This is a genomic window from Paraburkholderia edwinii, assembly GCF_019428685.1.
In the GTDB taxonomy this organism is placed as follows: domain Bacteria; phylum Pseudomonadota; class Gammaproteobacteria; order Burkholderiales; family Burkholderiaceae; genus Paraburkholderia; species Paraburkholderia edwinii.
The window spans coordinates 4,860,170-4,877,716 of the sequence record NZ_CP080095.1 but is presented as its reverse complement, the minus strand read 5'-3'; the positions used below and the strand labels follow the sequence as shown (position 1 = coordinate 4,877,716).

Below are 17,547 nucleotides of genomic sequence, written 5' to 3'. Positions count from 1 at the left end.
GCGCGCGCGGCAAGATGCGCGAACACAACACTTAAGCGGTAAATCGCGGTAAAAAGCGGGGCCAGGCTGCAAAAATGTGGTTCCGCGGCGCGTATAATGGGCGCTCTTTTTTGGGCGCAGCGCCCCAATTCCGCCGCAGGCATCGTGCAATGATTCCGCGTCGATCATGCATTGACCACGCATCGTTTTTCCATGCGCGCCGCGACGGATGCGAGGCGCGTTGCGCGAACCGATTCTTTAGCCGGCAGTCCAAGAAGCGCCGCGCTGCCCTTGCCGTCGTCCTCTTCGAGGGCGCGCGCAGTGAGTGCGGTGCGACGCGTGCTGACCGGCTTGTCCACACTGCGCGCCGCTCACGCGTGATTGCTCATTTCTGCCCGAACCGATCCTATGCGCTTTTCCAATTCCGGCTTCCCGTCACTGGCGTCTTTCGTTCCCCAATCCATTAGCCGCGCCGTGATGCTCGGCGTCGTGCTGCCCGCGTCGCTGGTCGCCGCGAGCAGCGCGTTCGCACAGGTGCCGCCGCCGGCCGTGAATGCGCGCTCATGGGTTCTCATCGATGCGACGAGCAACCAGGTGCTCGCGTCGGGCAATCCGGACGAGCGCGTCGAGCCCGCGTCGCTCACGAAGCTGATGACCGCATATCTGGTGTTCCAGGCGCTCGATTCGAAGAAGATCTCGATGGATCAGACCGTGATGCCGAGCGTCGCGGTGCGCCGCGTGCGCAACGACGAATCGCGCATGTTCATCGAAGCAAACAAGCCGGTAACCGTGCACGACCTCGTCTACGGCATGATCGTGCAGTCGGGTAACGATGCGGCGATCGCGCTGGCGGAACTCGTCGGCGGCACGGAAACGCAGTTCGTCACGATGATGAACGCGGAAGCGCAAAAGCTCGGCATGAAGAACACGCACTTCGCCGACGTGAACGGCATGCCCGACGCGCAGCACTACACGACCGCGGGCGACCTCGCCGTGCTGTCGGCGCGCCTGATTCGCGACTATCCCGATTACTACAGCATCTTCTCGGTCAAGGAATTCACCTACAACAAGATCAAGCAGCCGAACCGTAACCGCCTGCTGTGGCTCGATCCGACCGTCGACGGGCTGAAGACGGGACACACGGAAGCTGCAGGCTACTGCCTGATCGCGACGGCGAAGCGTCCTGTGCCGGGCATGGCCGATGCGTCGCGCCGCCTCGTCACGGTGATGATGGGCGAGCCGAAGGAACACGACCGCGTGCAGGACAGCCTCAAGATGCTGAATTACGGCTATAGCGCGTACGACGTCGTGCGCCTGTATAAGGCGGGGCAGGTCATCGAAACGCCGCGTGTGTACAAGGGCACGCAGGATACGGTCAAGATCGGCGTGAATACCGACCAGTACATCACCGTGCCGAAGGGCCTCGGCGACAAGCTCAAGCCGCAGGTCGAGCATGCCGATCCGTTGATTGCACCGATCACGGCGGGCCAGCAGATCGGCACGGCGAAGCTCGTGTCGGATGGCAAGACGCTTGCTCAATTCCCGGTGGTCGCGTTGCAGCCGGTGCCGCAGGCGGGCGTCGTTGGCCGCGTGTGGGATTCGTTGATGTTGATGTTCAACAAGAAGAAGTAAGCCTGCGGGGGCGGTTGGCGCCGCAGATTGGCGTCACCCGTTCCGCCGGTTCAATCGCCGCGCGCGTGCCGCAATGGTGCGTGCGCGGCTTGTCGCAAGGAGGCGATGGTATGAGCGCCGGGAAAGAATCATTGATCGACTTCCCGTGCGATTTCCCGATCAAGGTAATGGGCAAATCGCACCCCGAGTTCACTACGACGATCGCCGCGGTGATCTTGCAATTCGACAGCAGTTTCGACGCCGCGCGCATCGAAACGCGGCCGTCGAGCGGCGGCAACTACACCGGTTTGACCGTGACGGTGCGTGCGCAGAATCGCGAGCACCTCGACGATATCTATCGCGCGCTTACCGGGCATCCGATGGTGAAGGTGGTTCTGTAATCGCTGTCTGGGCGGGTTGTGCCTTCGTGCGCGCCCGCGCCCGATTCTTCGGCGCGCCCGTGCCTGTGCAAACCGCTTCGAGTTGCGCCCTGAACAGTTGCGCTTCGCTAAAAATCCAGTCATGAAACGCCTCGACGCGCGGCGTGTGCCGCAACTGCGGCGGGCAGACAAAAAAGTATTGCCATGGGCTCGGGCCATCGATATTGAATAGCCGCACGAGCCGTCCTTCCGCGATTTCCTGCATCGCCAGCGCACGGCGTGTGAGCGCGACACCCTGGCCGTCCAGCGCGGCCTGCAGCAGGTTCGACGAATCCTGATACAGCACGCCGCGGCTCGGTTCAGGCCAGTCCGGCAGATCCGCCGCGTCGAACCATCGCTTCCACAACTGATCGTCTGAGCGCAGCAGCGGCAGGCTGGCGAGCTCGGCGGGCGTCCTCGGCAGCTTGCCGCCGTTGAAATCGGGCGTGCAGGCCGGAAAGAACACCTCTTCGAGCAGCATCTCGACGTTCAGCCCCGGATACCGGCCGTAGCCGAACCGGATTGCGATGTCGACGTCGTCGCGTGCGAAGTCGACGAGCACGTTGCTCGTCTGCAACTCGAGATCCCACTGCGGATGCGCTTCAATGAAGCTGCCGACACGAGGCGTGATCCAGCGTGCCGCGAACGACGGCAGGATCGATACCACGAGCCGCCTTTCGCGATCGCTCGCGCGAATTTCACGCGTCGCTTCCGCGAGCGTGACGAGCGCCGTACGCACGCGCACCGCGTAACGCCGGCCGACGTCGGTCAGCCGCAGGCGCTTGCCCTCGCGGGTGAAAAGCGTGACGCCGAGCTCCGCTTCGAGTGCCCGGATCTGATGGCTCACCGCGCCGTGCGTGACGAACAGCTCGTCGGCGGCGCGTGAAAAGCTTTCGTGACGCGCGGCGGCTTCGAATGCCTTGACCGCGTTGAGGGTGGGGAGATCGCGAAGGTCCATTGCTAATTTTTCTCACATATCCGTGAAAAATGATCGTTTGGTGCAAGCCCTTGTCGTGACTACGATTCTAGCCATGGAACGCTTTTTTGAGAGGGTGTCATGCGAGAAATTTCCTCTAGCATCTGGTTCGAAGTCGGCCATGGCGAAACGGTGCCGCTGCGCGTCACGAACAGCACGCGGCTGACGGTTCACGGTGGCGCGGTATGGGTTACGCGCAGCAATGACGTCGAGGATTACTGGCTCGAACCCGGCAAGACGCTGCGCTTGCGGCGCGGCGAGCGGCTGTGGCTGAGCGCCGAAGGCGGCACGCACGCGTGCGTCGTCTTCTATGTGCCGAAGCGCGCCAACGAGCGGGCGGTCAACTGGTTTGCGCGTGTTGCGGAGCAGATCGGCATGCGGGTGCGCGGTGGCTGGCGAACCGTATGAAGTTAGCGAAACGTAACGTATGACGAACAAGGCGTTGGAACGGCGTTGAAGCGGGGTTGAAGCGGGCGCCACGCGTTTGCGAGCGGTCATTTGTTTCGCGGATCGCGCCACACCCGGCGAGGCGCGCAAGATTTCGGTAAACTTGCGCAATCATGTGTGCCACGCCGGTTACCCTGCCTGTCGCGCCTTCCAGCACTGTCGCTGCCGGAGCGGCGCTGTCTGAAACGGCTTCCGTTGACAACCCCGCTGGCGCTGCCACGGCGTCTGTCTCCGCTTGTGCGGCTCTCGCTGCACCTGTTCTGCTGCGTTGGCGCGGCGCTGAGCCCTATCAGCTGAGCTTCGATGCGATGCGTGCCTTCACCGAAGCGCGCACCGCGGAAACCGTCGACGAAATCTGGCTTGTCGAACACCCGCCGGTTTTCACACTCGGGCAGGCGGGCGACCCTGCGCATCTGCTTGCAGCCGATAGCGGCATACCGCTCGTCAAGGTCGATCGCGGCGGGCAGATCACGTACCACGGTCCCGGCCAGGTCGTCGCTTATCTGCTGCTCGATTTGCGCCGCCGCAAACTAATGGTGCGCGAGCTTGTCACGCGCATTGAAGCGGCCGTGATCGAAACGCTCGCGGCGTATAATCTGGCCGGAGAACGCAAGGTCGGCGCGCCGGGTATTTATGTCGCGCCGGGGCCTTCCGCAGGGCAGCACGCCGGCGCCAAAATCGCCGCGTTGGGCCTCAAGATCCGCAACGGCTGCAGTTATCACGGCGTAAGCCTGAACGTGAAGATGGACCTGGAGCCGTTTTTCGCAATCAACCCGTGCGGTTACGCCGGACTCGAAACGGTGGACATGGCAACACTTGGCGCGAATGCGGGCTGGACCGATGTAGCTCGCACGCTGGCCGCACGTCTTACCGCACACATCGACGGCGTTGCTACAGCCGCCGCCCACTCCGCCCAATCGCAGGCCGGTGCCGCCACCGCCTCACTGGAACGAACGAATGACTGACGTTACCGCGAACCCCGCAGGCCAATCCGCTCCTAACGCTGGCGCGGCACCTGCATCCGCCGCCTACGACGCCACCGCCAAGCAGAAAGCCCAGGCGAAAACGGCGCGCATTCCGATCAAAATCGTTCCGATCGAAAAACTCAAGAAGCCGGACTGGATCCGCGTGAAAGCGGCAACCGGCAATTCGCGCTTCACCGAGATCAAACAGATCCTGCGCGAGCACAACCTGCACACGGTGTGCGAGGAAGCGAGCTGCCCGAATATCGGCGAATGCTTCGGCAAGGGCACGGCCACGTTCATGATCATGGGCGACAAGTGCACGCGCCGTTGCCCGTTCTGCGATGTCGGCCACGGCCGGCCCGACCCGCTCGATGCGGATGAGCCGCTCAATCTCGCACGCACGATTGCGGCGCTGAAACTGAAGTACGTGGTGATCACGAGCGTCGATCGCGACGATCTGCGCGATGGCGGCGCGGCGCACTTCGTCGAATGCATCGAGAAGACGCGCGAGTTGTCGCCCGAGACGCGCATCGAGATTCTGACGCCGGACTTCCGTGGCCGCCTCGATCGCGCGCTCGGCATTCTGAATGCGGCTCCGCCCGACGTGATGAATCACAACCTGGAGACGGTGCCGCGTCTGTATAAGGAAGCGCGCCCGGGCTCGGACTACGCGCACTCGCTGAAGCTGCTCAAAGACTTCAAGGCGTTGCATCCGAATGTCGCGACGAAGTCCGGCCTGATGGTGGGGCTTGGCGAAACCGAGGAAGAAATTCTGCAGGTGATGCGCGACCTGCGCGCGCACGACGTGGACATGCTGACGATCGGCCAGTATCTGCAGCCATCGGAACACCATCTGCCGGTGCGCGCCTACGTGCACCCCGATACTTTCAAGATGTACGAAGAGGAAGCCTACAAGATGGGCTTCACACACGCCGCCGTCGGCGCGATGGTGCGTTCGAGCTACCATGCCGATGTACAGGCGCACGGAGCAGGAGTGGTCTGAAGACACCGCGCCCTTACTCCGATCGATCCAAAAAGCCCGCTTTCAAGCGGGCTTTTTTTATTTCTTTCCTCAGAATTCTCGCGGTTGAATATTAATTCGGACTACATCTTTCGGCATATTGATGTAGCGCGCTTTGCCCGGCACGATGCTTGTTCTTCGAACACATTGCGAGGGCTTCCATGATCGACATGATTGACAAGTGGCTGAGGCTGCGGATTGCGAATGTCCGCTTGGCCGGGTTCTATCTTGATAATGTTGTCAATTGACAACTGGTTTCAACGTCATTAATCTTGAGGTCAGCATGACGAGATCAATTCACCCAAAGAAGGAAGTCGAGCAAGCACTGAAGCACGCCGAAGCAGAAGGTTGGCGGCTCGTCGTGGGCGGAGCGCACGCTTGGGGAAAGCTTTATTGCCCGTATAAAGGCGATGAATGTCGCTGCGGAGAATTTTGTATTAGCTGTGTCTGGAGTACGCCGCGCAGTGCCGGCAATCACGCCAATGCGTTGAGGCGGGTGGTCGATAACTGCGCCACGCACATCAGGCGCAAGGCTTCAATGCGGCTCGCGCCGCAGGAGGGATAGCAATGGAGTACATCTTTACGCTGAAGTACCAGTTGGCAGAGGTCGACACCGATCTGGACGACCTGGTCGAACAGCTCGGTGCCGCCGGGTGCGACGATGCATTGATCGGCATCGGCCATCCTGGCCGCATCGCACTCGAATTTACGCGTGAGGCGGAGTCGGCCGATGAAGCGCTCGTCAGCGCACTTGCAAGCGTCAAATCGGTCGTCCCGTCGGCGAAGCTGATCGAAGCGGCGCCCGACTTTGTCGGGCTCACCGATGCGGCACAGGCGGTTGGCGTGACGCGCCAGAACATGCGCAAGCTCATGCTCAAACACGCGACGAGCTTCCCCACACCGGTACACGAGGGGACCACAACCGTATGGCATCTGGCCGATATCCTTGCGTGGCTGCAGGCGAAGTGCAACTACAACCTTGAGCAGCGCTTGATCGATGTCGCTTCCACCGCGATGCAGATCAACCTTGCGAAGGAAGGGCGCCAGATGACGTCGCGCATGCAGCGGGAAGTCCGCATGCTGGTCGCGTAGTTGGTACATGCGGCGATCATCACCACATCAACGGATGCACCAACCCAAAGCGGACGGATGATGGCAAACGGAATCGACGTCGAAGACGAAGATGAAACGGCCCGTTGGCGATACCCGCGGCTCGTGGCGCACCGGTGCGGGGGTAAGCTCGCACCGGAAAACACGCTCGCGGGCTTCGACGTGTGTGTCCAGCACGGTTACCGGATGGTCGAGTTCGACGCAAAGCTGTCCGCCGACAATCAACCGTTTCTGCTGCATGACGACACCCTCGATCGAACCACAAGCGGTTGCGGCGCAGCGGCGCAGCACACGTGGGCGCAATTGAGCGCGCTCGACGCAGGTTCATGGTTCGATCACCGCTTCGCGGGCGCACGCCTGCCCACGCTTGCGGATGCCGCTGCGCGCTGTGAACGCGATACGCTCGCCGCGAATATCGAAATCAAGCCCTGTAGCGGCCGCGACGCGCTGACGGGCGAACTCGTCGCCACCGCGGCGCTTTCGCTATGGCGTTCGCAAACGCCTCTGCTGTCGTCGTTCTCGTACGACGCGTTGGCGGCGGCACGCAAGGCGGCCCCCTCGCTACCGCGCGGCATGCTGTTCGACGCGGTGCCGCACGACTGGCAGCGCATCGTGTGCGAACTCGAATGCGTATCGCTGCACGCGGATCACAAGCATCTGACTGAACGGCTCGTCGCTGAAGTTCGCGCGGCCGGCCTGCGCGTACTCGCGTACACCGTGAACGACGTTGTTCGTGCGCGCGAACTCTCCCAATGGGGCGTCGACATGATCTGCACCGACCGCCTCGATCTGATTAGCGAAGCCGCACTGCGCTGAGCCGGCGCGCTGCGCGCGCCTGGGGTTTCACCTTACGCCCACATTCTGGAATCCCCGACATTCCGATTCCGGATTTCCGGAAAGCGGGATATGTGCGCCCGCACAGGCGAAAAATAGCTTTAGAAATCAACGCGCCGCCATGCGGCTCGCATTGGCATCGACCTTGCAATATGTCTGGCGCGGCACGCTACGGGGTGCTGCTCATAAATAAAGCAAAGGAGACAACGATGCCTGAATTCCTGTCCTGGACCTTCTGAAATCGTCGTCTTGTAGCGGCTCGTAGCTCGCGCACAAGCGTACGAACTCCGTTCGCATGATGCGCCGCATGACGAGCCTGTCGCTTACTCCATCGCAGGAACCATCGTGAAGAAACCCTTCTACAAAATCCTTTATGTCCAGGTGATTGCCGCAATCATTATCGGCATCGTCCTCGGGCATTTCTCGCCGGCATTCGCCGTAGACATGAAGCCGCTTGGCGACGCGTTCATCAAGCTGATCAAGATGGTGATCGGCCCGATCATCTTCTGCACGGTTGTGACCGGCATCGCTGGCATGCAGGACATGAAGAAGGTAGGACGCGTCGGCGGCAAGGCGCTGCTGTACTTCGAGATCGTCTCGACCTTCGCACTCGTGCTCGGCCTGATCGCGACGCATGTGCTCAAGCCCGGCGTCGGCTTCAACATCGATCCGGCCACGCTCGACGGCAAGGCGGTTGCGTCGTATGCGGCGAAAGCGCACGGCCAGTCGACGGTCGAGTTCCTGATGCACATCATTCCGGACACGATCTCGTCCGCGTTCGCGCAAGGTGAAATCCTGCAGATCCTGCTCGTCGCGCTGCTGTTCGGCAGCGTGCTTGCCACGATCGGCGAGCGCGGCAAGGTCGTCACCGATTTCATCGAAGGCATCTCGGGCGTGCTGTTCGGCGTCGTGAAGATCATCACGAAGCTCGCGCCGATCGGCGCGTTCGGCGCGATGGCGTTCACCATCGGCAAGTACGGCATCGGCTCGCTGCTGCCGCTGCTGAAGCTGATCGGCACGTTCTATCTGACGTCGATCGTGTTCGTGATTGTCGTGCTCGGCATCATCGCGCGCGTGGTTGGCTTCAACATCTTCCGCTTTGTCGCGTACATCAAGGAAGAGATGCTGATCGTGCTCGGCACGAGCTCGTCGGAAGCGGCGCTGCCGCAGCTGATGCTGAAGCTCGAGAAGCTCGGCTGCTCGCGTTCGGTCGTGGGCCTCGTCGTGCCGACCGGTTACTCGTTTAACCTCGACGGCACCAATATCTACATGACGATGGCGGTGCTCTTTATCGCGCAGGCGACCAACACCGATCTGACGCTCACGCAGCAGCTGACGCTGCTCGCCGTGACGATGCTGACGTCGAAGGGCGCGAGCGGCGTGACGGGCGCAGGCTTCATCACGCTCGCCGCGACGCTCGCCGTCGTGCCGACGATTCCGCTGTCGGGCATGGTGCTGATTCTCGGCATCGACCGCTTCATGAGCGAATGCCGCGCGCTGACGAACATTGTCGGTAACGGCGTGGCGACGGTTGTCGTATCGGCATGGGAACGCGAACTTGACCGCTCGAAGCTGCGCGCGGTGATGCAGCGCGACGTGTCGGTCAGCGAAGCGGCCGAAGTTTAAGCGACCAGGGTTTTAGCCATGGGGACCACGGCGCCGCGAGGCACAGCGGCGCCGCCCGCAGCCGCGCAAGCGACGCAACAGACGTATCGCGCGCGGCTCTTCAACAATAAGAAAGGCGCGGCGCGCGACATAAGTGCCGCCGCGCAAAAGGCGGATCAAGCCTCGCTAGACGCAGACGGCGCTGCGCAATGTGCCACAATAGGCGACTCCCATCGTCCTGACGTGGTTACCGTGACGCGCCGTCTGCTCGTTTTCTTCGCGCTCGTCGCTGGGCTCGCGGCGGCATGCGGGCTCACGTGGTCGGTGAGCTGGCAGCGCGGCATCGAAGCGCTGCGTCTGAATGCGGCCGCTCGCGCCGACCGTACGACAAGCGCGCTCAGAAGCACGCTCGAGCGCTACGAATCGCTTCCCTATCTGCTTGCCGAACACCCTGTTGTGCAAGACGTCGTGGTTGCGCCCACTGAAGTCAACGTCGCGCGCGCCAACCATTACCTCGAGGACCTGAACCGCCAGGCACGGGCGAACGTCACCTACATCATCAAAGCCGACGGCATATGCGTCGCGGCCAGCAACTGGCTCGACGCGGACAGTTTCGTCGGCGTCGAATATCTGTTCCGGCCGTATTTCATCGAGGCGATTAACGGACGCGTCGGGCGTTTCTTTGCGATCGGCACAACGTCGCACGATCCGGGATACTTTATCTCGCAACCGGTGATGCGCGACGGCAAGATCGTCGGCGTTGCGGTCGTCAAGCTCAATCTCGAGTGGTTTCAGGGTGCGGATGCATCGGAACCGCTGATCGTGACCGACGACCATGGCGTGATCTTTCTGTCGTCGGTGGCTGCGTGGAAGTACCACACGGTGCGGCCGCTTTCGAACGAAGTGATGGACTCGATCCGCCAGACGCGCCAGTACGCGCAGCAACCGATCACGCCGCTACCGATGACAATCGAGCGCACGCTCGCCGGCGGCGCACGGATCGTGCGGATCGGCGGCGGCCGCTATGCGCCGCGCTATCTCGCGTCGAGCCGCGCGCTCGGCGAACCGGACTGGCATCTGATCACGCTGTCGCCGGTCGATCCCGTGAACGCGGACGCACGCTATGCGACGGTCGTAACGGGCTTCGGCTATGTATCGCTGTGTCTGTTGCTGTTCTACTGGCGCATGCGCCGTGCGCGCGTGCGCGAAGTGATGAGGAGCCGCACGCTGCTGCAAAAAGCATATGCCGAACTCAACGAGCGCGTGGCGGAGCGCACCGCGGACCTCTCGCAGGCGAATGAACAGCTGAAAAACGAAGTGCGCGAACGCGCGCGTGCCGAACAGGAACTGCGCGCCGCACACGACGAACTGATCCAGGCAAGCAAGCTCGCGGCGCTGGGCCAGATGGCGGCGGGCATCACCCATGAGCTGAACCAGCCGCTTGCCGCGCTGCGCAGCTTTTCGGACAACACACGCGTGCTGCTCGAACGCGGCGACCAGGCGGCGGCGCATGAAAATCTCGAGGCGATCGCCGCGCTGACCGAGCGCATGGGCAAGATCACGAATCAGTTGAAGCTGTTTGTCGGTCGTGCGCGGCCGCGCAACGCGCGCTCGCCGGTCGCACGCGCATTGCGCAATGTGCTGGGGCTGTTGCAGAAGCGCTTGCAAGGCGTGACGGTCGATGTGTCGCTACTCGACGCAACCGCGGCGAATCCGACGCGCGAGCGGTTCGACATCGATGCCGGGCATCCGCAGCTCATGGTGAATTGCGACGATCTGCGGCTCGAGCAAGTGCTGATCAATCTGCTCGGCAATGCGCTCGATGCGGTCGCGGGCCTGCTTGAACCGCATATTGCGATCGAGATGGAAGCGCCCGATGCGGCGACGTTGACGATCACGGTCCGCGACAACGGACCGGGCATTCCGGCCGACGTGCTGCCGCACCTGTTCGAACCGTTCTTCACGACGAAGGAGATGGGGCAGGGGTTGGGGCTCGGCCTTGCGATCTCGTCGTCGATCGCGCGCGATTGCGGCGGCTCGCTGGCCGCGCGCAACGCGCCGGACGGCGGCGCGGCTTTCACGCTGACGCTGCGCCGCGCCCGGGCGCAGGTGAGCGACCCGCTTGCCGCGGGAACCTGACATTCATCCGGCAACGATCATGGTGACCAAGAGTATCCAGGTGCTGTATGTCGAAGACGACGAGCTCGTGCGGCGCGCAAGCGTGCAGAGCTTGCAGCTCGCGGGCTTCGAAGTGATGGGACACGCCGCGGCTGAATCCGCGTTGAAGCTGGTCAGCGCCGATTTCGCGGGCGTCGTGGTGAGCGATATCCGGCTACCCGGTGCGAGCGGACTCGACCTGCTCGCGCAGTGCCGCGAGCGCACGCCCGATGTGCCGGTGATTCTCGTCACCGGACACGGCGATATTTCAATGGCCGTGCAGGCGATGCGCGACGGCGCCTACGACTTCATTGAAAAGCCGTTCGCGTCGGAGCGGCTCGTCGAGACGGTGCGGCGCGCGCTCGAGCGCCGCACGCTGGTGCTCGAGAACCTCGCATTGCGCCGCGAGCTGGCCGAACAAAGTTCGGTCGCGCCGCGCATCATCGGACGCAGCTCTGCGATCGAGCAGGTGCGCCGGCTTATCGCGAACGTTGCGCCGACCGATGCGGCGGTGCTGATCAACGGCGACACGGGCGCGGGCAAGGAGCTCATTGCGCGCAGTCTGCACGAACTGTCACCGCGCCGCGACAAGCCGTTTATCGCGGTCAATTGCGGCGCTCTGCCCGAGCAGATGTTCGAGTCTGAAATGTTCGGCTACGAGCCTGGCGCTTTCACGGGCGCGGCCAAACGACGCATCGGCAAGCTCGAGCATGCGTCGGGCGGCACGCTTTTTCTCGACGAAATCGAAAGCATGCCGCTCGCGCTGCAGGTGAAGCTGCTGCGTGTGCTGCAGGATGGCGTGCTCGAGCGGCTCGGCTCGAACCAGCCGATTCAGGTGGACTGCCGCATTGTTGCCGCGGCGAAAGGCGATATGACGGAGCACGTCGCGGCCGGCACGTTCCGGCGTGACTTGCTGTATCGGCTCAACGTCGTGACGATTGCGCTGCCGCCGTTGTCCGAGCGCCGTGAAGATATCGTGCCGCTCTTCGAACATTTCCTGCTCGATGCGGCGGTGCGCTACCAGCGTCCCGCGCCTATGCTCACCGACCGTCAGCGCACGGGCCTGATGCAGCGCGAGTGGCCCGGCAATGTGCGCGAGCTGCGCAATGCGGCCGATCGCTTCGTGCTCGGTATCGTCGACGATACGGTCGCGACGTCGGCCGATGATGGCGACACGCAGCCGTTGAAGGAGCGCGTCGAACAGTTTGAGCGTGCGGTGATTGCCGAGGCGCTCGAGCAGGCGGGCGGCGCGGTTGCGTTGGCGGCCGACCGGCTGCAGCTCGGCAAGGCGACGCTCTATGAAAAGATCAAGCGGTATGGGCTTGTTGCGCGCGGTGAGGGCGAGCGGTAACGGGTCGGCTTGCCGGCGCCGTCACGCGTATCGATCCGATGCGAGGCAAGGGCGGGGCCACCGGGCTTCGCGCGGCATCGGGCGGAACTGCATCCAAGGCGAACCCGGTTACGACTTCGACTTAAGCTAACTGCGCCACCTGGCGGATAAACATGCCGTAGTTTTCCGCGTTGTGCATTGCCGCGTTGCTATCCCTTTGCGCGAGCGTCGCCGCGTTGTAGTCCCCGTAAACCAGATCGCGTGTTTTGCCGATGTCGTCGAAATGACTGAGCTCATGGAACAGTGTGACCTCAGGCGTATTTTTGCCGAAGACCGGGTCCAGCATGTGCGGCCTCACGTGGATCGTGTGCGATTTGTCGTTAGGGAAGACGTGCGCCATCTCCCAATTGTCCCGGGTATTCGGGTCGAGCGAGAATTTGTAGTTACCCGAAGCAAGCGTCTCACGCATTCTGGTTAGCGTCTGCCTGATTTCGTCGACGCTCGCGTTCTTGCCGAACCATTGCTGCAGTTCCGGATCGTTCGCTCCGTATTTGTCGAGACGCGCAAGCGCGACGTCAAGGAACTGCATCAGCTTCTGAGGAGCGGCGTTCAAGCGATTCAGCTGCTCCTGCGAGAATTGCGACGCGCCGGTGTTGATCATCTCGGGATTGGGGACGGTTGCGTTGCCCGCGCCACCCGTTGGACCTGCTGATCCGCCGCCACCTCCGCCACCGCCACCGCCACCACCGGGACCTACTTGCCCGCGGCCACCTCCGCCGCCACCACCACCGGGACCTACTTGCCCGCGGCCACCACCACCGGGGCCTACGTGTCCGCGGCCTCCTTGGCCTCCTGTGCCGCGACCGTACCTGCCGTCACCGACGGGGCGCCAATCGGTATTCGTGGGGCGCGGGCTCGCTTCATTCCTATCTGCGCCCGGCGCGCCCGTGCCTGTATTGCGGTAATCGGAAACCGGCCGCTGCGAAACGTCACCGGGTGCCGCAGAAGTGGGGGCGTCCAGATTCCGCCGATTGTTTGGCAGAGTTTGTTCGACATCGCTCTTATACTGACGCAGCAAGGCCTGCTCGCGCGCGGTCGCCTCGTTCCACTCCTGACACTGGTACTGACCCTGCGGGCTCCAGCTCTCGTCCTTATGTTTGCCGGTACGCTGGTTCCACTCGCTGTGTCTGTGCGAGCCATCCGACGTATACACGTCGCTTGAGCGCTGGCCGGTGCGTTCGTTGAATACCAGAAGGCTGCTGGTACCGTCTGTATCGGTCTCTTCGTGCGAACGCATAAGGGTCTGCTTGTTGAATTTATCCACGACGTGCGTGCCGGCCTCGTCCCAGCGATCGAAGACGAAATTGCCGTTTGCGTCCTGGACTGCGCCTGCTGGTTGCGTTTCCGCGCCCGGTGCTTGAGGTGACGGCGCATTGCGCAACGGCACACCGTCGACGTCGTTTCTATTGTTTCCATTGCCCTGCTCGCCGGCGATGCGGTACGGCACCTGAGTGTCCGGCGAAGCCTGGCGGAACTCAGTATCCGGGGCCGTGCGTGGTGGGGCCGTGTAGTTGAACACCTGCGGTTGCTGCACAGGAGCGGCCGGTGGTGGTATTTGAGCTGGCGCGCCTTCGCGCGCATATGTATTGCGATAGCTGTCGGTTCTCATTGAATTCCCGTCGTCTAGATATGGCGACTCGCGTCGTGGAGCGGCGAATCGATGCACGCACAACAATCTGGCGTCGCGTCTGCGATGCGCTCGAGTAACACGCACTGACGTGCGCTGAATGATTTAAGCATCGGGTCGCCGGCGACATGCGATACAGGAATTGCACATCGGCGCGTCATGCGTTACGCGTGAGAATGCTTAGGGAATCGAATGGATGGAGGGGAAAGTGCGTCGCGTAGACAGCGCGGATGAGACGGACAACAAAAAAGCCCGCGCAATCGCGCGGGCTTCATAGGCTAGCGGTTAAACGCTGCTAATCGCTGCTTATGCCGAACCCAGTTCCTTGTCGAGCAATGCATCGAGCTCCTGGAAGCTCGGCTCGCCGACATAGCGCTTGAGAATCTTGCCGTCACGGCCGATGACGAACGTGGTCGGCGTGAGCTGGACATTGCCGAACTGCTGCGCCGCGGAACCGTCATCCATCGCAACCTTGAACGGCAGGCGGCGCGTTTCCGTGTAGTTGGCGACGTACATCGGTGCGTCATATTTCATTGCGACCGCAACGAACTCGAGACCTTTGCCTTTGAAGCGGTTGTACGTGTCGACCATCTGCGGCATTTCCTTCATGCAGGTATCGCAGTTCGTCGCCCAGAAGTTCACCAGATAGACCTTGCCCTTCAGATCGGCGGTCGTGACTTTCTGGCCGGAGAGCAGCGTGAAGGTCGCATCAGGAACATGCTGCTGGTTGCCGAAGGCGAAATAACCGGCAACCGCGATCGCGCCGGCGACGACCGCCATCGCAATGTAGCGAAACGGGCTGGCGCGCCGGGAAACAGTGTCTTGGCTCATGAGTCTCGATCTCTGGGGCGCACCGGGTGCGCAAACGGAGCGGGCAGTGCGCCGCGCGGGTGTCATTGTAGCCTTATTCAGTATAGGCGGCAGGACCGACCGTGCAGGCGGATAATGGTGTTTTCAGCGCAATTTCGACTGACCTGTCATTCATGTTTCGCGTCAATTTCCAATCGCTTTCGCCTGCCCGTTTGCTTCGCCGTACTCCCGCTGATATCGAGCCCGCAGTATCGGTCGCCCGTCGCCGTGTGTCGCGTAGCAGGCTGGCGAACTTGCCATGGAGCCGGGCGTTGTACGTCACCATGAGCGCCGCGGCGCTCGCTGCCTGTTCGCCGACCTACGACTGGCGGACGATCATGAATAACGACAACGGATACACCGTCGATCTGCCCGCCAAGCCAAGCCTCGACGAACGGCAGATCGACATCGATGGCACGCCGATGAAGATGGACATGCAGACCGCCGAAGCCGGCGATGCGGTGTTTGCTGTCGGCACCGTGCAACTCCCGAATGACGACCCGAATACGCAGCGTGCGACGCTCGATTTCCTGCGCGCGGGCCTCGCACGCAATCTGGGTGTGGCGCCCGACGCGCGCGCGACACCGATTCCGCTCGCGGCAGGCGGCGACGTGCCGGGGTTCGAAGTGACGTTCAGCGGCGCCGCCGGTCCTAAAAAGGAGACGCGTATCATGCACGCGCGCCTCGTCGCCAAGGGGCGGCACGTGTATCAGGCCGCCGTCGTCGCCAAAAAAGAACTGCCGCCCGAGCAATTAGACCAGTTCTTCCAGTCGTTCAAACTGTATTAAGAGCGGTAAAAAGGCTCTCGCCAGGTATTCGCCGAGCATTGCGCAAAGTGAAAGTTCCTTCGTAGCTCATGGCGCTAATAGGCGGATTTCTCTCAAGTTTTTCGGTTACCCACAGGACCTGTGGATATCTTTGTTGACAACTATGTGCGGTAGGCCGCACAAGCCCGCCCAGCGGACCTCCAGTTATTTTGCCCTGATTCTTGGCAAGCAATAAATCTCAATAAAATCAAAGAACTTTAACGTCGGCCTCACAAGTCGCTTTCAGTTGTATCTAAACGTGTCAGACCGCGGTTTGTGTGAATAAGTCAAGTCTTGACATAAGTTTTTTGCTGAGATCAAGCCGACGCGAATACGCGCCGGTACTGCACGGCTTCCGCTATCTGGGATGCGTTTGGCGTATCGACGCCGGCCAGGTCCGCAATGGTCCGCGCCACTTTGAGCACCCGGTAATAGGCCCGCGCGGACCAGCCGAAGCGCTCGCCGGCTTCGCGCAAAAGGCTTTCGCCGGCGTTGTCGGGGCGACACACTTCATCGACCTCGCGTCCGTCCAGTTCGCGGTTGGTCTTGCCCTGGCGCTTGAGCTGGCGCTCGCGCGCCTGCTGCACGCGAGCGGCGATTACGCCGCTTGACTCGCCGCTATCGGCCGCGCGCGCCGAAAGCTCGGCCGGCGACAGCGCCGGTATCTCGATCTGGATATCGATACGGTCGAGAAGCGGGCCCGACAACTTGCGCATATAGCGCGCCGCAATCTCGGGCGTGCACCGGCAGCGGCCGTTCGGATCGCCGCGCCAGCCGCACGGACAGGGGTTCATGGCGGCGATCAGCTGGCATGCAGCGGGAAAATCGGCTTGCCAGGCGGCGCGCGAGATCGTGATGCGACCGGCTTCGAGCGGTTCACGCAGCGTCTCTAAAACATGACGGTCGAATTCCGGCAACTCATCTAGAAAGAGCACGCCCAGATGCGCGAGCGTGATTTCTCCGGGCCGCGGCGGATTGCGTCCGCCGACGAGCGCCGCGGCGCTCGACGAATGATGTGGCGCGCGGAACGGCCGTTGCCGCCATTGCGCAGGCGAGAAGCCGCTAAGGCTCGCCGAAAGCAGGGCCGCCGAGGTCAGCGCTTCGTCGTCGGTCATCGGCGGCAGCAGGCTGGGCAGGCGCGCCGCGAGCATCGACTTGCCTGCGCCGGGCGGTCCGACCATCAGCACATGATGACCGCCCGCCGCGGCGACTTCGAGCGCCCGGCGCGCACCGCGCTGGCCGATCACGTCGGCCATATCCGGCCCGGCGGCCGAGATCTGGTCGCTGACCGGAGGCGCCGCGACCGGCGACAGCCTGGCGTCGGCGTCCCCCGACAGATGCGCGCAAAGCGACGGCAGATCCGCCGCGCCGAATACGTCGACGCCCGGTACCAGCGCGGCTTCGGCCGCGCTCGCGGCAGGTAGATACAACTCAGGGTTGCGCTGCGAAAAGTCTGTGCGGTCTTCGCCGCTCGCTGACGACCCAGCCGCGCTGCGCGCGGTCCCGCAGGCCATCGCGAACGCGCCGCGCATCGGCCGGAGCGCACCGGTCAGCGACAACTCGCCGGCGAACTCGCGGTGTGCAAGCGATTCGACCGGAATCTGCCCGCTGGCGGCAAGAATGCCAAGCGCAATCGGCAGATCGAAGCGGCCGGATTCCTTCGGCAGATCGGCGGGAGCGAGATTGACGGTCTGGCGCGAAGCCGCCTTGAAATCGCTCTGGGTAACACTAGACTGCAACTAGGCGATGCG

At 62.7% G+C, this 17,547-nt stretch carries 16 protein-coding genes; 12 read left to right on the top strand and 4 right to left on the bottom strand.

The features are described from left to right. Nucleotides 1–387 precede the first annotated feature (387 nt). Nucleotides 388–1,611, top strand: coding sequence for a D-alanyl-D-alanine carboxypeptidase family protein (locus KZJ38_RS21665; protein ID WP_219798170.1), 1,224 nt, complete (start codon nucleotides 388–390; stop codon nucleotides 1,609–1,611). A 110-nt stretch (nucleotides 1,612–1,721) separates the two neighbouring features. Continuing rightward, the gene (locus tag KZJ38_RS21660; RefSeq protein ID WP_219798169.1) at nucleotides 1,722–1,991 is read left to right on the top strand and encodes a DUF493 family protein; all 270 of its coding nucleotides are present in this window, start codon (nucleotides 1,722–1,724) and stop codon (nucleotides 1,989–1,991) included. Here the strand turns inward: KZJ38_RS21660 and KZJ38_RS21655 are convergent. Beyond that, a complete protein-coding gene (locus tag KZJ38_RS21655) occupies nucleotides 1,957–2,967 on the bottom strand; it encodes a transcriptional regulator GcvA (protein WP_219798168.1) in 1,011 nt (336 codons plus the stop codon). The genes KZJ38_RS21660 and KZJ38_RS21655 overlap by 35 nt on opposite strands. A gap of 99 nt (nucleotides 2,968–3,066) precedes the next feature. Here KZJ38_RS21655 and KZJ38_RS21650 point away from each other — a divergent pair, with 99 nt between their 5' ends. The 9 genes from KZJ38_RS21650 (at nucleotide 3,067) to KZJ38_RS21615 (ending at nucleotide 12,475) form a co-directional block, all read left to right on the top strand. Continuing rightward, nucleotides 3,067–3,393, top strand: coding sequence for a DUF2917 domain-containing protein (locus KZJ38_RS21650; RefSeq protein ID WP_219798167.1), 327 nt, complete (start codon nucleotides 3,067–3,069; stop codon nucleotides 3,391–3,393). A 152-nt stretch (nucleotides 3,394–3,545) separates the two neighbouring features. Next, nucleotides 3,546–4,397: a lipoyl(octanoyl) transferase LipB gene (gene lipB, locus KZJ38_RS21645; RefSeq protein WP_219798166.1), complete on the top strand. Its 852-nt coding sequence runs from the start codon at nucleotides 3,546–3,548 to the stop codon at nucleotides 4,395–4,397. Beyond that, nucleotides 4,390–5,400 carry a lipoyl synthase gene (lipA, locus tag KZJ38_RS21640; protein ID WP_219798165.1) on the top strand — a complete coding sequence of 337 codons (1,011 nt, stop codon included), beginning with the start codon at nucleotides 4,390–4,392 and terminating at the stop codon, nucleotides 5,398–5,400. Before lipB ends, lipA begins: the two co-directional genes overlap by 8 nt. A gap of 301 nt (nucleotides 5,401–5,701) precedes the next feature. Then, a complete protein-coding gene (locus KZJ38_RS36690) occupies nucleotides 5,702–5,983 on the top strand; it encodes a hypothetical protein (RefSeq protein ID WP_246641581.1) in 282 nt (93 codons plus the stop codon). Between the two features lie 2 nt (nucleotides 5,984–5,985). Continuing rightward, nucleotides 5,986–6,510 (top strand): helix-turn-helix transcriptional regulator, encoded by a 525-nt coding sequence (locus tag KZJ38_RS21635; RefSeq protein ID WP_219798164.1) that lies wholly within the window; start codon nucleotides 5,986–5,988, stop codon nucleotides 6,508–6,510. Nucleotides 6,511–6,570: 60 nt separating this feature from the next. Further along, on the top strand, nucleotides 6,571–7,344 hold the full coding sequence (gene ugpQ / locus KZJ38_RS21630; RefSeq protein WP_219800547.1) for a glycerophosphodiester phosphodiesterase: 774 nt from the start codon (nucleotides 6,571–6,573) through the stop codon (nucleotides 7,342–7,344). 363 nt (nucleotides 7,345–7,707) lie between these two features. Further along, entirely contained in the window at nucleotides 7,708–8,988 is a 1,281-nt protein-coding gene (locus KZJ38_RS21625) for a dicarboxylate/amino acid:cation symporter (protein WP_219798163.1), read from the top strand. 18 nt (nucleotides 8,989–9,006) lie between these two features. Beyond that, nucleotides 9,007–11,106: a sensor histidine kinase gene (locus KZJ38_RS21620; protein WP_219798162.1), complete on the top strand. Its 2,100-nt coding sequence runs from the start codon at nucleotides 9,007–9,009 to the stop codon at nucleotides 11,104–11,106. A gap of 19 nt (nucleotides 11,107–11,125) precedes the next feature. Then, the gene (locus KZJ38_RS21615) at nucleotides 11,126–12,475 is read left to right on the top strand and encodes a sigma-54-dependent transcriptional regulator (protein WP_219798161.1); all 1,350 of its coding nucleotides are present in this window, start codon (nucleotides 11,126–11,128) and stop codon (nucleotides 12,473–12,475) included. Between the two features lie 121 nt (nucleotides 12,476–12,596). On the opposite strand, the gene KZJ38_RS21610 is transcribed toward KZJ38_RS21615, so the two are convergent. Together KZJ38_RS21610 and KZJ38_RS21605 are read right to left on the bottom strand one after the other, a co-directional pair. Further along, nucleotides 12,597–14,123: a M35 family metallo-endopeptidase gene (locus KZJ38_RS21610; protein WP_219798160.1), complete on the bottom strand. Its 1,527-nt coding sequence runs from the start codon at nucleotides 14,121–14,123 to the stop codon at nucleotides 12,597–12,599. A 324-nt stretch (nucleotides 14,124–14,447) separates the two neighbouring features. After that, the gene (locus tag KZJ38_RS21605) at nucleotides 14,448–14,972 is read right to left on the bottom strand and encodes a TlpA disulfide reductase family protein (RefSeq protein WP_219798159.1); all 525 of its coding nucleotides are present in this window, start codon (nucleotides 14,970–14,972) and stop codon (nucleotides 14,448–14,450) included. A gap of 302 nt (nucleotides 14,973–15,274) precedes the next feature. Here KZJ38_RS21605 and KZJ38_RS21600 point away from each other — a divergent pair, with 302 nt between their 5' ends. Beyond that, on the top strand, nucleotides 15,275–15,778 hold the full coding sequence (locus KZJ38_RS21600; protein WP_219800545.1) for a hypothetical protein: 504 nt from the start codon (nucleotides 15,275–15,277) through the stop codon (nucleotides 15,776–15,778). A gap of 335 nt (nucleotides 15,779–16,113) precedes the next feature. Here KZJ38_RS21600 and KZJ38_RS21595 read toward each other — a convergent pair whose 3' ends face one another. Then, complete coding sequence (locus KZJ38_RS21595) at nucleotides 16,114–17,535, bottom strand: YifB family Mg chelatase-like AAA ATPase (protein ID WP_246641580.1); 1,422 nt, start codon at nucleotides 17,533–17,535, stop codon at nucleotides 16,114–16,116. Nucleotides 17,536–17,547 lie beyond the last annotated feature (12 nt).